The sequence below is a fragment of the Brevundimonas sp. FV1ye4L genome (assembly GCF_058681255.1).
Genome location: NZ_CM178734.1, coordinates 1566170 through 1580096 on the forward strand (window position 1 = coordinate 1566170; position 13927 = coordinate 1580096).

The 13927-nt window shown below is 65.9% G+C and carries 15 protein-coding genes; 3 read left to right on the forward strand and 12 right to left on the reverse strand.

Annotated elements, in window-relative coordinates:
- Nucleotides 1–11: 11 nt before the first annotated feature.
- Complete coding sequence (locus ACW17X_RS07625) at nucleotides 12–1538, reverse strand: sensor histidine kinase (protein ID WP_492100344.1); 1527 nt, start codon at nucleotides 1536–1538, stop codon at nucleotides 12–14.
- A 133-nt stretch (nucleotides 1539–1671) separates the two neighbouring features.
- On the opposite strand from ACW17X_RS07625, the gene ACW17X_RS07630 reads away from it, so the two are divergent.
- Nucleotides 1672–2388 carry a hypothetical protein gene (locus ACW17X_RS07630; protein ID WP_492100345.1) on the forward strand — a complete coding sequence of 239 codons (717 nt, stop codon included), beginning with the start codon at nucleotides 1672–1674 and terminating at the stop codon, nucleotides 2386–2388.
- A 16-nt stretch (nucleotides 2389–2404) separates the two neighbouring features.
- Here the strand turns inward: ACW17X_RS07630 and flhA are convergent, their stop codons facing one another.
- From flhA to fliF, 7 genes are all read right to left on the reverse strand, one after another.
- Nucleotides 2405–4492, reverse strand: coding sequence for a flagellar biosynthesis protein FlhA (flhA, locus tag ACW17X_RS07635; RefSeq protein WP_492100450.1), 2088 nt, complete (start codon nucleotides 4490–4492; stop codon nucleotides 2405–2407).
- A gap of 28 nt (nucleotides 4493–4520) precedes the next feature.
- Complete coding sequence (bla, locus tag ACW17X_RS07640; protein WP_492100346.1) at nucleotides 4521–5405, reverse strand: class A beta-lactamase; 885 nt, start codon at nucleotides 5403–5405, stop codon at nucleotides 4521–4523.
- Between the two features lie 14 nt (nucleotides 5406–5419).
- Entirely contained in the window at nucleotides 5420–6841 is a 1422-nt protein-coding gene (gene flbD, locus ACW17X_RS07645) for a sigma-54-dependent transcriptional regulator FlbD (protein ID WP_492100347.1), read from the reverse strand.
- 69 nt (nucleotides 6842–6910) lie between these two features.
- Nucleotides 6911–7243 (reverse strand): flagellar motor switch protein FliN, encoded by a 333-nt coding sequence (fliN, locus tag ACW17X_RS07650; RefSeq protein ID WP_008258919.1) that lies wholly within the window; start codon nucleotides 7241–7243, stop codon nucleotides 6911–6913.
- Nucleotides 7243–7890, reverse strand: a complete 648-nt coding sequence (locus tag ACW17X_RS07655; RefSeq protein WP_492100348.1) for a FliH/SctL family protein — start codon at nucleotides 7888–7890, stop codon at nucleotides 7243–7245. Before ACW17X_RS07655 ends, fliN begins: the two co-directional genes overlap by 1 nt.
- 1 nt (nucleotide 7891) lies before the next feature.
- Entirely contained in the window at nucleotides 7892–8926 is a 1035-nt protein-coding gene (gene fliG, locus ACW17X_RS07660) for a flagellar motor switch protein FliG (protein ID WP_492087749.1), read from the reverse strand.
- Nucleotides 8926–10563 (reverse strand): flagellar basal-body MS-ring/collar protein FliF, encoded by a 1638-nt coding sequence (gene fliF / locus ACW17X_RS07665; RefSeq protein WP_492100451.1) that lies wholly within the window; start codon nucleotides 10561–10563, stop codon nucleotides 8926–8928. The genes fliG and fliF overlap by 1 nt, the downstream gene beginning before the upstream one ends.
- Before the next feature lie 221 nt (nucleotides 10564–10784).
- Between fliF and ACW17X_RS07670 the strand changes: the two genes are divergently transcribed.
- Nucleotides 10785–10910 carry a hypothetical protein gene (locus ACW17X_RS07670; RefSeq protein WP_492100349.1) on the forward strand — a complete coding sequence of 42 codons (126 nt, stop codon included), beginning with the start codon at nucleotides 10785–10787 and terminating at the stop codon, nucleotides 10908–10910.
- On the opposite strand, the gene ACW17X_RS07675 is transcribed toward ACW17X_RS07670, so the two are convergent.
- Genes ACW17X_RS07675 through ACW17X_RS07685 form a run of 3 tightly spaced genes read right to left on the reverse strand, consistent with a single transcriptional unit; the run spans nucleotide 10900 to nucleotide 12822 of the window.
- On the reverse strand, nucleotides 10900–11925 hold the full coding sequence (locus ACW17X_RS07675) for an alpha/beta fold hydrolase (protein WP_492100350.1): 1026 nt from the start codon (nucleotides 11923–11925) through the stop codon (nucleotides 10900–10902). The two genes, ACW17X_RS07670 and ACW17X_RS07675, sit on opposite strands and share 11 nt — an antisense overlap.
- Entirely contained in the window at nucleotides 11922–12530 is a 609-nt protein-coding gene (locus ACW17X_RS07680) for a uracil-DNA glycosylase family protein (protein WP_492100351.1), read from the reverse strand. Before ACW17X_RS07680 ends, ACW17X_RS07675 begins: the two co-directional genes overlap by 4 nt.
- Nucleotides 12520–12822, reverse strand: a complete 303-nt coding sequence (locus tag ACW17X_RS07685; protein ID WP_492100352.1) for a DUF3253 domain-containing protein — start codon at nucleotides 12820–12822, stop codon at nucleotides 12520–12522. The genes ACW17X_RS07680 and ACW17X_RS07685 overlap by 11 nt, the downstream gene beginning before the upstream one ends.
- Nucleotides 12823–12869: 47 nt before the next feature.
- Between ACW17X_RS07685 and ACW17X_RS07690 the strand changes: the two genes are divergently transcribed.
- Nucleotides 12870–13304 (forward strand): PaaI family thioesterase, encoded by a 435-nt coding sequence (locus tag ACW17X_RS07690; protein WP_183198120.1) that lies wholly within the window; start codon nucleotides 12870–12872, stop codon nucleotides 13302–13304.
- Here ACW17X_RS07690 and ACW17X_RS07695 read toward each other — a convergent pair.
- Nucleotides 13288–13926, reverse strand: a complete 639-nt coding sequence (locus ACW17X_RS07695) for a YoaK family protein (RefSeq protein ID WP_492100353.1) — start codon at nucleotides 13924–13926, stop codon at nucleotides 13288–13290. The genes ACW17X_RS07690 and ACW17X_RS07695 overlap by 17 nt on opposite strands.
- Nucleotide 13927 lies beyond the last annotated feature (1 nt).

Sequence of the window (13927 nt, forward strand, 5' to 3'; positions counted from 1 at the left end):
GACGGCTTGCGTCACAGTACGCCTCCGGGTTCCGACAGGATCAGTCGTTTGGGGAATTTCAGCAGGAAAGTCGAGCCCTTGCCAAGCTCGGACTCCACATCGATCGTGCCGCCGATACGGCGCACGCTGTTGCGCACGAAGGCCAGGCCCAGGCCCTCGCCGGCGCGGTCCTGTTTGCCGGAGCGGCGGAACAGTTCGAAAATCCGCTCATGGTCCCGCGGAGCGATACCGCGGCCGTTGTCGGCGACGCGATAGACAACCCAGCCGCCGGCGATCTCTTCGCCCGAGACGATGATCTCGCCGGGGCGGCTCGCATCCAGGTATTTGACGGCGTTGTCGATCAGATTGCCCAGGATCTGCTCCATCGACAGGCGGTCGCTATCAACCGACGGCAGGTCTTCGACGATGATGCGAGCGCCGGACGCCTCGGTCTGGTGGTGGACGCTGTCGGCAATGTTCTGGGCCATGGCAGCCATGTCCAGGGTCTCGGGCAGCAGGTTGCGACGCCCCTCGCGCGACAGCTTCAGGATGGCGTTGATCAGCCGGTCCATCTTCTCGGTCGAGGCGCGGATGAAGCCGATGGCCTCCGGCATATCTTCGCGAACGGCCATGATGACGTCCGTTGGGACGGCCTCACGGCTCTCGACCTCGGTGATCACCTTGTCGATGACCTTTCCGGCCTGCTCCAACTCGGAGGTGTAGCCCATCACATTAACCAGGGGCGCGCGCAGGTCGTGGCTGACGATATAGGCGAAGCGCTGAATCTCGTCGTTGGCGCGGGTCAGGGCGGCCGTGCGGTCCCGCACCGTGTCTTCCAGGCCCGCGTTCACGGCGTCCAGTTCTTCGCGGGCCCTCTGAATTTCGCCGACGTAGCGACGGACTACCCAGGCCGACAGGATCGCCAGCACCAGCACCAGCAGACCGGCGATGGCGTTCATCACGACGGTCAGGACGCCGAGCCGTTCCGACATCCGTGTGCGCTCGACGATGCGCGTCGATTTGAGGGTATCAAAAGCTTCGATCGTCCCCCGCAGTTCGTCCATGTAGCGCTTGCCCTGCCCCGACCGCACCAATTGGATCGACTGGCCGATCCTGCCGGCCCGCGTCAGGTTCAAAGTCTTGTCCATCTCGCCGAACTTGGCGTCGGCGAGGGTGTGGATGCGGGTCACATAGGGGCGGAGCGACGGATCCAGGGCCGCGCCCTCGTCCAGCAGGGTCAGAGCGGGAGCCAGTTCGCCGCGCGCCGCCTCGAAAGGCTCCAGGAAATCGCTTCGTCCCGTCAGCAGAAAACCGCGCTGGGCCGTCTCGGCGTCGATCATGGCGATCAGAACGGTCCGCGACGCCCGGCGCATCCGCTGCGCATTCTCTATCGCGTCGTTGATCGTCGCCGTGCGCTGGATCATCACGAAACTGGCGACATTGACCGTCAGCAACAGGACGAAGGCCAGGGTGAGGAGCGCGGTGATCGACCGCACCAGCGACGGCGTCCGCACGAAGTCGCTGAAACGCGACCAGTTCTGACTTGAGCGAGGTATCATGACGCGGAGCATTAGCGGCGCAGCCGCGCGCGTCAAACGCCCGTTGCACGAAACCTGAAGGCGTTTGGCGACTTAGGGTTAATATGGCCCGGCTTGGACTTGCGGGGGCAGGTCAAACATGGGGAGCGGGACGATGATCTGGTGGTGGTGGGTTTTGCCGGCGGCCGTGGCGCTGATCGGCTTTGTCATATTGATCCGAGGCCTGCGGGCGCTGTTCGGGGGCAAGCCGGTGCGGGGCGTGGCGGGTTCGCTGTTCGGGGGCGGAGCCCTGTGGGCGGCGTCGTTGGCGGCGCTGTTCGGCATGAATCTCCAGACCTACGAGCGGCTGACCTATGAGCGTCCGGTGGCGACCCTGGCCCTGCGCCAACTGGGGCCGCAATATTACGAGATCAACCTGACGCAGCCGACGCCGCAGGGACAGACGGCCGACGCCGGAACCCTGTATCCCGTTCACGGCGACGACTGGCGGATCGAAGCCCAGGTTCTGAAGTGGCGGCCGTGGGCCAATGTCATGGGTCTGGATTCGCAATACCGGCTGGATCGACTGTCCGGTCGGTACCGCACCATCGAACAGGAACTGCACGGCGAACGCAGCGCCTATGACTTGGCGGCGGCGGCGTCCAACGCCCGCAACGGCAGAGTTCCCTTCAAGGTCGAAGCCTGGGACGCGATCCGCAAGTACCGCCCCTATGTCGATGCGGCCGACACCCTGTACGGGTCCGCCGCCTATATGCCGATGGCCGACGGCGCCCGGTACGAGGTGTGGATCACCCAGTCGGGCCTGGTCGCCCGCCCCGTCAATGACGTAGCGCGCAACGCCTCGGCCGGTGGTTGGACCGTCGCGAACTGAGCCTCATATTGGGGCCTCAGACTTGGCCCAGGGTCCGCAGCTTGGCGCGGGGGTGAATTTCGTTCTGGCTCATTACCACGGTCTGCCCCCGGAACCGCTCGATGATCGAGCGGACATAGGGGCGGGTCTGCGGGCCCGTCAGCAGGACCGGGTTCTCACCGGACATGGCGATCCGTTCGAAGGTGTCGCGCACCGAGCGGATGAAGTCCTGAAGCCGTGACGGCGCCATGGCCAGTTGCTTGTCCTCGCCGCCGCCGATCAGGCTCTCGGCGAAGGCGGCCTCCCATTCGGGCGACAGGGTGACGATCGGCAGGGCGCCGTCGCCGCCCTGATGCTGCCAGCACAGCTGCCGGGCCAGGCGCGCACGGACGTGTTCGACCAGGGTGGTGACGCTGGAGCTATGCGGAGCCGCCTCGGCCAGACCTTCCAGGATGGCGGGCAGATCACGGATCGAAACCTTCTCGCGCAGCAGGGACTGAAGCACACGCTGGAGCGTGGTGACGGTGACGACCGTGGGGATCAGTTCCTCGACCAGCTTCTTCTCTTCGACGCCCAGTTCCTTCAGCAGCTTCTGGGTCTCGCTGTAGGACAGAAGATCCGCCATATTTTCCTTGAGGATCTCGGTCAGGTGGGTCGTCAGCACCGTCGAGGGATCGACCAGCGTATAGCCCTGGAAGGTGGCTTCCTCGCGCAGGTTCTCGTTGATCCAGGTGGCGGGCAGGCCGAAGGCCGGTTCTCGCATATGCTCGCCAGGCAGTTCGACCTGACGGCCGGAGGGGTCCATCGCCATCAGGTGGCCCAGACGCACCTCGCCCTGCCCCGCCTCCATCTCCTTGATGCGGATGGCGTAGCCCTGGGTCGGCAGGCGCATATTGTCGAGGATGCGCACCTGAGGGATGACGAACCCATATTCCTGCGCCAGCGAACGTCGCAGGGCCTTGATCTGATCGGTCAGCCGTCGCCCCTCGAGATCATTGATCAGGCTGAGAAGAGAATAGCCCAGTTCGATCTTCACCTCGTCGATGGTCAGGACATTGCTGATCGGCTCCTCGACCTCTTCCCTTGGCTTGGCGGCGGCGATCTCCGCCTCGGTCGGCTGGGGCTTCAGTCGCCCACGGCCCAGCCTCCAGGCCATGAAGCCGGATCCGATGGCCAGGGCCGCGAATGGCAGCAGCGGCATGCCGGGGATCAGGCCGATCAGGCCGGCGGCGCCGGAGACGACGCCCAGCGAGACCGGGTTGGTGGCCAACTGGGTGACCAGGGCCTTGTCCGCCGTGCCCTCGACGCCCGCCTTGGACACCAGGAAGCCAGCGGCGATCGAGATGATGATGGCCGGCACCTGGGTGACCAGACCGTCACCGATGGTCAGCTGAACATAGGTGTTGGCGGCCTCCATGGCCGGCATGCCGTGCGTCAGGGTTCCGATCAGGACGCCGCCGATGGCATTGATGAAGGTGATGATCAGACCGGCCACGGCGTCGCCGCGCACGAACTTCGAGGCGCCGTCCATGGCGCCGAAGAAGGTCGATTCCTGCTCCAGCTCCTTGCGGCGCAGCTTGGCCTGATCCTCGGTGATCAGGCCCGACGACAGGTCGGCGTCGATGGCCATCTGCTTGCCGGGCATGGAGTCCAGGGTGAAGCGAGCCGACACTTCGGCGATCCGGGTCGAACCCTTGGTGATGACGACGAAGTTCACCACCAGGATGATGGCGAAGATGATCACCCCGATGATGAAATTACCGCCCATCATCAGTTGGCCGAAGGCGTTGATCACCTGCCCCGCCGCGTCATGGCCTTCCTGGCCGTGGGTCAGAATCAGGCGTGTGGAGGCCAGGTTCAGGCCCAGCCGGAACAGGGTCGAGACCAGCAGGACCGTCGGGAAGATGGCGAAGTCCAGCGGCCGCTTCATCATCACGGCAGTCATCAGGATCAGCACGGACGAGACCAGCGAGATCGCCAGCAGCAGGTCCAGAAGCATCTTCGGGACCGGCAGGATCAGCAGCATGATCACGCCGATCACGCCGACGGCCATCAGCACTTCGCCGCGATTAACCCAGCTCAGCACATCGCGGCCGGTGGGACGCGCCATGCCGTCCTTCATCATCGTGGGCGTGTCAGGCGCGACAGGCGTGTCAGTCACGGCCCAGCGCCTTCAGTGCGCGGCGGGTCGCTTCGGCGATCACGGCGTCGCGCTGATCGTCGGTCGCCTGGGCCGCGCCGGTGAAATAGGCGGCGACGATGACCGGCGACCCGCTCAGCGGCGTCAGCATGGCGATGTCGTTGGCCGTGCCGTTGGCGCCGCTTCCGGTCTTGTGGGCGACGGTCCAGCCTTCGGGAACCCCGGCCTTGATGCGGTTCGGGCCAGTCGGCGAGGCGATGAGCCACCCCTGCAACAGGGCGTCATATTCAGGCGCCAGCCGGTCACTGAAGGTCATCTCCCGGATGTTGGCCAGCGTCTGCTCGGGCAGGCAGGTATCGCGCGGGTCGTCAGGCAGGGCGGTGTTCAGGTCCGGCTCCAGGCGCGAAATGACGGTCGTCGTGTCGCCGAACGTCGGCCACCACGCACGCCATACGGCGATTCCGCCCATTTCGCGGATCAGGATATTGGCGGCGGGATTGTCGCTGACCTCCACCGCCGCCTGCATCAATTCGCGGATGGTCAAGACGCCGCCGACCGCTTTCTCGGTCACAGGCGCATGGGGAACCATGTCGGCCTGAGTGATGCGGACGGCGCGATCCAGGCCTTCCTCGTCGCGCTCGACCCGTTGCAGGGTCGCCGCCGCCAGGAAGGGTTTGAAGGTCGAGCAGAAGGGGAACCGTTCCTGGCCGCGCCAAAGCACGCGCCGGCTGCTGCCAACGTCCAGGGCGGCGAAGCCCAGCCTACCGCCGTGGCGGGTCTCCAGATCGGACAGGAAGAAATCCGGTTCCTTATCGGCGGGAGTCTCGGCCTGGCGACGGGGCGAGCAAGCCATCAGGCCCAGGCCTAGGCCGCCTGTGATCAAGCCCCTACGATCCACGCCGCCACTCATGTTCAGGCCGCGTAGCCCGAGGCCGACACGCCCGACTGCGGGGCGGGAATAGTCGTGCCTTCGTCGGCGTATTCGTTCAGCTTGTTGCGCAGGGTGCGGATCGAGATGCCCAGAATGTTGGCCGCATGAGTCCGGTTGCCCAGGCAGTGGGTCAGGGTGTCCAGGATCAGGGTCTTTTCCATCGCCGCCACCGTCTGGCCGACGAAGCTGCGCGTCACGGCGTCAGCGGCCTGAGCCGCACGCGCCGCCACGCCGCCGCCGCCGTAGGGGTTCTCATGGCCCGTAGAGGCCGCGCCCATCATGCCAGATGTCGGGGTCAGGGGCTGACCGTCCGGCAGACGGATCGCGTCGACGTCGATCTCGGGACCGGTCGCCAGCAGCACCGCGCGGTGCATGGCGTTTTCCAATTCGCGGACGTTGCCGGGCCAGCGGTGTGCGATGATGGCTTGGTGCGCCCGCGCCGACATCGGCCGCACAGGCACGCCGTTTGCGGCCGCATACTTCTTGATAAAGTGATCCGCCAGAACGCTGATGTCGCCCGGGCGTTCGCGCAGGGACGGCAGGCGCAGGTTGACCACGTTCAGCCGGTACAACAGGTCCTCGCGGAACGTGCCTTCCGACACGGCGCGGGCCAGGTCACGGTTGGAGGTGGCGATGATGCGGATATTGACGGGCACCGGCTTGGAGCCGCCGACACGATCGATGATCCGTTCCTGAATCGCGCGGAGCAGCTTGGCCTGAAGCCGGGCGTCCATCTCAGAGATTTCGTCCAGCAGCAGGGTGCCGCCGTCGGCCTCTTCGAACTTGCCGATGCGGCGCGCGACGGCGCCGGTGAAGGCGCCCTTCTCGTGCCCGAACAGTTCGGATTCCAGCAGGTTGTCGGGAATGGCGGCGCAGTTGACGCTGATGAAGGGGCGTTCCGACCGGCGCGAGTTGTCGTGCATGTAGCGCGCCATCACCTCCTTGCCGACGCCGCTCTCGCCGGTGATCAGGATGGAGGCTTCAGAGCGCGCCACCTGGTCGGCCAGTTGCAGCACCGCCTTCATCGACGGGTCGGCCGAGATCATCGGCTTCTCGTCGTCGGCGACGGCGGCCAGGACGGCGGCGATCAGTTCCGCGTCGGGCGGCAGGGGGATGAACTCCTTGGCCCCTGCCTTGATCGCCGCCGCAGCCTCGCGCGCATCGGCGTCGACGCCGAAGGCGACGACCGGAACCGTGATCCGTTCGGCCTCGTTCGCAGCGATCAGGGCCGCGATGTCGAGCTGGTAATCGACCATCAGAAGGTCGGCGCCCTGCCCCCGTCGCAACTGCTCGGTCGCCTGGTCCGCACGCTCGACGTGGCTGACCTTGGCGCCGTGCGCCATGGCCATCTTCACCGCCGAAGCGAGCTGTCCGCTCAGTCTGCCTACCACTAGAAGACGCATTGTTCTTCTCCTCTAAACTTTCATCCGGGTCGCCGTCGTTCAGCCGCGCAGAGCCTGCGCGGCGTCGCCTCAGCCTCCCGAGTCCTCGGTCTTGATGATTTCCGTCATGGTCACGCCCAGCCGGTCGTCGACGACGACGACCTCGCCGCGCGCGATCAGGCGGTTGTTGACGAAGATGTCGATGGCCTCGCCGACCTTGCGGTCCAGCTCCAGCACCGACCCCTTGTTGAGTTTCAGCAGTTGAGCGACCGACATGTGCGACTTGCCCAGGACCGCTGAGATATTCACCGGCACTTCAAACACTGTCGCCAGGTCGGCGGCGGTCTTGTCGCCATGATCATCGACCACGGCCAAAGCGGTGGAGTCCGGGAACTCCTCGAGCGAAAGATCGTCGGAGGCCATCAGAAATCACTCCGGTCAGTATTGATAGGGGGTTCAGCGTGCCCAGCCTCGGCGGCCAGGGCGGCGGTCAGGGCTTCGGCCACGCGTTGGGCCGAGCCTTCCGGATCATGGTCGGCGCGGCCGTCGGCCCATTCCAGCTGGAAGGCCGCAACTCCCATGCCCGGCTCGTCGCGGAAGGCGACGACGCCGGTGAAACCGCTGTCGGCGCAGGCGCTCTCGATCTGGGCGCGGCCTTCGTCGTCCAGACCGGCCGCGCGCACGACCAGACGCGGCGAGGCGTCGATCTCCTGAGCCAGCGCCTCGAGCGCGGCGCGTAACGGCGCTTGAGGGAAGCGCTCCAGCGCTGCGCCGCCGATAGCGCGTGCGGCCGCCAGGGCCAGATCGGCCGACTGTTCGCGGTGCGCCTGGGCGACGCCGCGCAGCGACGGCATGGCCGCCGCCACGCCCTGGGCGATATTGGTCAGGGCCATGGCGCGAATATTCTCGACCTCGGCCAGCGCCTGTTGGCGGGCCTCCAGCTTGGCGTGCGCCACCAGGGCGTCCACCTCGGCCGGCAGATAGCTGCGTTTGGCCGGCTTCCAGGTGCTTTCGCGCACCACCGAGCCATCGGCGCTGAACTCTGTATCGAAGGCGAAGGGGGTGCTCATGTCAGTAGATCAACTCGTCGTCGGAGCCTTGGCCGGCCAGCATGATTTCGCCCCGCGCCGCCAGATCCTTGGCGACCTGGACCATGGCCATCTGTGCGGCGTCGACGTCCTTGAGGCGGACCGGGCCCATGGACTCCATGTCCTCGCGCATGATCTTCGAGGCGCGTTCGGACATGTTGGAGAAGAACATCTCGCGCAGCGGCTCGGATGCGCCCTTCAGGGCCAGACCCAGCGAGTCCTTGTCCACAGCGCGAAGCAGGGTCTGGACGCCGCCGGGGTCGAGCTTGGCCAAGTCCTCGAACACGAACATCAGGGCCCGGATCCGCTCGGCCGACTCTCGGCTGCGCTCTTCCAGGGCGCCGATGAAGCGGGCTTCGGTCTGGCGGTCGAAGCTGTTGAATATGTCGGCCATCATCTCGTGGCTGTCGCGCTTGGAGGTGCGCGCGAGGTTCGACATGAATTCGGTGCGCAGCGTCGCCTCGATCTTGTCCAGGATCTCGCGCTGGACCGGCTCCATCCGCAGCATCCGTTGCACGCATTCCAGGGCGAAGTCTTCCGGCAGGGCCGTCAGCACGCGGGCGGCGTGATCGGACTTCACCTTCGACAGGATGACGGCGACTGTCTGGGGGTATTCGTTCTTCAGATAGTTGGCGAGGACCGCCTCGTTCACATTGCCCAGCTTGTCCCACATGGTCCGGCCGGCCGGACCGCGGATTTCCTCCATCAGCCCGTCGACGCGATCCTTGGGCAGGAAGGCGGCCAGTAGCTTCTGGGTCTGTTCGAAGCTGCCCACGACCGCGCCGGAACCCGCCAGGCCGGAGACGAATTCGATCATCAGGGCCTCGACCGCCTCTGCGGCCACGGAGCCCAGGGTCGCCATGGCCTGGGAGATCTCCTTGACCTCCTCGTCGTCCAGCCGCTCCCACAGGGCCGTATGGTCCTCGCCGAGCGCCAGCAGGATGACGGCCGCCTTCTCCGGTCCCGTCAGCTTGTTGGGATCGTCGATAGTGTTCTTCTTGTTGACGAGCTTGGCCATCAGCCTTCCGCCACCCAAGTGCGCAGGATGTTGGCCGCCTCGTCAGGATGGGCTGCGACGAAATCAGCCACCTTCTTGACGGAGGACGCCTTAACCTGACCTTCGATCCGCGCGATGTCGATCTTCTGGTCCATCTCGTTTGGGGCAGGAAGCTGAACCAGTTGCGGCTGTCCGTCCGGTCCGATGACGGTCGTCGTCACCATCTCGACAGGCACGCCGTCAGGACCGGCGACCATCTTTGACGCGGGACCGCTCCCCGCCGTCTTCAGCAACGGGCGCAGGACGAAGAAGATCAGCAGCAGGGCGACCACGGCCAGGATAGCCAGCTCGATCAGCCGCATGATGTCGGCGCGCGAGAAGTCGAACAGCGACGCCTTGCCTTCCAGTCCTCCGGCGATGCCCGTGTCGTGGTTGAAGCGAACGTTGATCACTTCGATCTTGTCGCCACGGGCTTCGTCGATGCCCGCAGCGGCGGCCACCAGCGACTTGATCTGGGCGATCTCCTCGGCGGTGCGCGGCGCATAGGTCGGTTCGCCCTTGCCGTCTGCAGCGGGGGTCCATTTGCCGTCGACCGCGACCGCGACCGCCAGCTTCTTGACCTCGCCCGGCTCCTTGGTCGTCGTCGTGGTGGTGTTGGAGATTTCGTAGTTGGTCGTCTCGGCGTTCTCGGCGCTGGTCGCGCCGGCCGGCGTATTGGCGGGCGGCGCGCCGCCGGGAATGTTGTTGGCGGCCGTCACGCCGCCGTCGTTCTGGCCGGTCGTGTCCGACGATTGCGATCCGTTGGCTGTGGTCGAACGCACGACCTGACCGTCGGGGTCGAACTTCTGCTCCTGGGTGGTGGAGCGGCTCTGGTCGATGTCGGCGGTCACCTGGACCCGCGCAGCGCCGATGCCGACGACGCCTTCGACGATATCCTTGATCCGCGCCTGCAACTGAGCCTCGGTGTTGCCCTTGGTCTCGGCGGCCGAGGCGGAGGAGAAGGTCCCATCGTCAGAGCCGGCCGCCAGGGTGCGGTTATTCTGATCGGCGACGGTGACACGGTCCGGCTTCAGGTTCGGCACGGAGGAGGCCACCAGATTGCGGATCGCCCGCACCTGATCCGGCGTCAGATCACGACCGCCCAGACCGACCAGGACAGCCGCAGTCGGCTCTCCGGCGGCCGAAGTGAACATTTCGCGGCGCGGCATGGTGATGTGGACACGCGCGGCGGTGATGCCACGCATTGACATGATCGTACGCGACAGCTCGCCCTGCAGCGCGCGTTGCTCGTTCAGTTGCTGCTGGAATTCGGTCTGCCCCAGCACCGACTGATTATCGAAGATTTCGTAGCCGACGGAACCTGAGGTCACGAGACCCTTCTCGGCGATCAGCATCCGGGCCGTGCCGACATCGTCGCGGTTGACCATCACGGTCGAACCGTCGCCCTTGGAGGCGTATTTGATACCGGCCTGTTGCAGGGCGGCGGTGATCTCTCCGGCTTCGCGCAGATCCAGATTGGAATAGAGCAAGGCGTCAGGCGCCTGGCCCATGCGCAGCATGACGGCGACCAGCACGGCGGTCACGCCTGCGGCGACGCCGAGGACCGCAGCCAGACGGCCGATCCCGAACTTCTGCAACGCCGCCGTAAAGCCGCCCACTCGTTCCCGCCCCAAACTCGCGGAAGACACAGACGCTCCGCTAGGCAGAAAATGCCGCCTGGATGGTAAACGTCGCGTTAAGAGACGTTTACGCGCTGTCCTCGAGGAACATCCTTAACGCGCCGCCTCGTCTCATTCTTGTGATCCCAGGCCGAGAACCCAAGCCCCGACTCGAGCGTATGATCCATATACGCCCCCGTCAGAGGGGCATGGAGGATGCTATGACGATCTGGAATCCCGACCACCGTCGCCAATTCGGCGGCGGTCTGCGCGCCACGATGGCCTATGCCGTTGCGGCGGTTCTCTCGATCGCGGCCTGGGTCTTTCTGGCCAGCCTTATGGCCTGACGGCGGTCGCCTGTTGCAACTGAGGCAGGACTTCGGGCGCGCCTGACGGCAGCGGGTCCGACGGGTCTCTTAACCAGGACACGACGTCGCGATAGACGATCTCGGCGTCGAGATCGCGGTTCAACAGATGCCAGCCGTTCGGATACCAGGCTGTGCGCAGCCTCCCGCCTTCAGCGCGTGCACGTTCCAGGGCGATCCGCATCGGACCCTTTTTGACGATGTCGTCATGCGCGCCATACATCAGGATCGCGTCGCCCCGAATACGACCCAGGCTGCGCGCCGAGGTCTCCATCAGATCGACCAGCCCATAGACCGTATCGAACCGGGTCGAGAGGATGCTCATCGGATCCCGCCCGTTACGGATCAGCTCCAGCGTGTTCGATGAGGCATGGATGTCGCGGGTGACGAACTCCGGCGGCGCCAGGGCCACATCCCCAAGGGCGCGCGCGGCGATGTTCAGGGCCGTGCTGTTCAGCGGCCCCTGCGTCGACCAGCCCCACACCCCCGGCGCCAGCAGCACCACCCGATCGGCGTCCGGCGGGTTGTCTGAGCCGAAGGCCGCCGCCGTCACCGAGCCGCCCATGCTCTCGCCCACCACGGCGATGACGGCGCTCGGATAACGGGCGCGAGCTAGGGCCGTGATCTCGCGCAGATCGTCCGTCATCCGTTGCTGTCCGGCCCAGACGCCCCGGCCGGGCGCTGCGCCGAAGCCGCGTTGGTCATAGGACCAGGTCTCAATCCCCTGCTCGGCCCACCAGGGTCCCGCCAGACGGAAGCTGGCGTTGTGGTCATTCATGCCGTGCAGGGCCACGATAACGGCCCAAGGCGCCTGATCGGCCGGTCCCCAGCGTAGATAGGGCAGCCGCGCACCGTCCGACATAACTAGAGCCCGATCCTCAATGTGAGCGCCGGCGAACCCTGGCGGCGGCGTCATCGGCGGCTGGATATGGGGCGCCGCGCAGGCCGACAGGCCTATCGTCAGAGCCAGAACGGTAATGGAAACGACGGCTTTCATGCGCACATCCTTGCGGAGCCCATCAAGATCGACCGCACCCGTTCCCGCAGATAAGGAACCACCTCGTCGTCGAACCACGGGTTCTTCCTCAGCCAGGCTGTATTGCGCCAGGACGGATGCGGCAGGGGCAGAAGGTCCGGCGCATAATCCCGCCAGGCCCGCACCGTCTCGGTCATGCTTGGCTTCGCGCGCCGGCCCAGAGCCCAGGCTTGGGCGTAGCCGCCGACCAGCAAGGTCAGCTCCATTTGCGGCAGGGCGTCCAGCAACTGGGGCCGCCACAGGTCGGCGCACCGTTTAGGCGGCGGATAGTCGCCGCCTTTCGGCGCCGTTCCCGGATAACAGAAGGCCTGGGCCGCCACCCCGATGCGACGGTCGGCGTAGAAGGTCTCGTAGTCCACGCCCATCCAATCGCGCAGCCGGTCGCCCGACGGGTCGGTGAACGGCAGGCCGCTTTCATGAACCCGCCGTCCCGGCGCCTGGCCGCAGATCAGCAGCCGCGTCTCGGGAAAGACCCGCACCACCGGGCGCGGCGTATGCGGCAGCACGCCCGCGCAGGCGCGACAGGCGCGGATGTCGCTCAGGACTGAGTCGAGATCAGTCGTCATCATCCTCGACGACCGGCGGACGGCGGCTCAGAGCCAGGGCCGTCTCCTCCTCGGTCGCTTGACGCAGACGCGTCACGCCGCGGAAGTCGTCCGGATCGACCGGCTTGCCCTTCTTGGTGATGGTCAACTTGCCCTGGCGCATCAGGACCAGTGCCGTCGCCCGCACCTTGGGCAGCATGCGCTGCCATTGCTCAGGCTGTAGCGCCTTGGCCACTTCAGCAGGCTCGATGCTCTTGCCGGGCTCAAGCGCGGCGATTTTGTTCAGGATTGCGGTTTCGATCGGATCGCTCATTGCGCCTATATGCTGCACAGCGAGACCAGAAGTAAGGCCGAGTCGTCATGCCGAAGAAAATCACCGTCACCGAAGGCGAATTCGCCGGCTGGCAGACCTATGACCTCCACGACACCTTCGACGTCGTGGTCGGCCCCTTCTACGGCCGGCTGGACCCCGACGGTCATATGCGCTGCGCCTTCCGCGCCGAGCAGAAACACATGAACGCCGGCGGACGGATGCATGGCGGCTGCCTGATGACCTTCGCCGACATCGCCATGTTCCAGATCGCCTATCAGGAGATGGAGGGCGCCTCGGGCGTCACGGTCCAGCTGGATTCCACCTTCATCGACGGCGCCTATGTCGGCGAACTGATCGAGGCGACCGGCCAGGTCACCAAGGCCGGCAAGAGCCTGATCTTCGTGCGCGGCCAGATCAATACGGGGGAACGGCTGCTGATGACCTTCTCGGGCGTCATCCGCAAGTTCACGCCGCGCGGTTGAGCCGCACGATCAAGGCCATAAGCAGGGCGAAGCCGGCGGCGGGCCAGAGGGCCGCCAGTCCCAGATGGCCGAAGGTCAGGGCGCCCAGCACCGCCCCGAAGCTAAGCCCTGCCCACAGGGTCAGATAGGCTTTGTAGGCGTATCGGTCTCCGCCCTTTACAGCGCCGGCCAGGGCCTGGCCCAGCTTGACCAGGGTTCCGGTCATATAGGTCAGACTGACCCCGACCTCTCCGTTTCTCAGAAAGACCGAGTTCTCGGCGCCCATGGCCATGACCATCAGGCCGACGGCCGCAGGCGTCAGCCCCATGCCAGCCGCAGCAGCGGCGATGGCCAGCAGCAGGGCCTCGAACATCAAGACCCGGCTGCGCGAACGGGCGTCCTCGCCGCCCGCGACCAGGGTGCCGAGAAACGAGCCCAGAACGAACAGGGCCAAAATCGCCGCCAGATTTGCGGCCGCCGGCCAATGCCCTTCAGCGAGGTTGGCGGCCAAGCGTGTAGAGTTGCCGCTCATGAAGGAGACGAAGACGCCGCCGAGCTGCAGAAAGCCGAGGCTGTCGACGTAGCCGGCCAGCCCCGCCAACAGCAGGGCCAGCCAGCGATCCGACGGCGTCAGCGACCGCAAG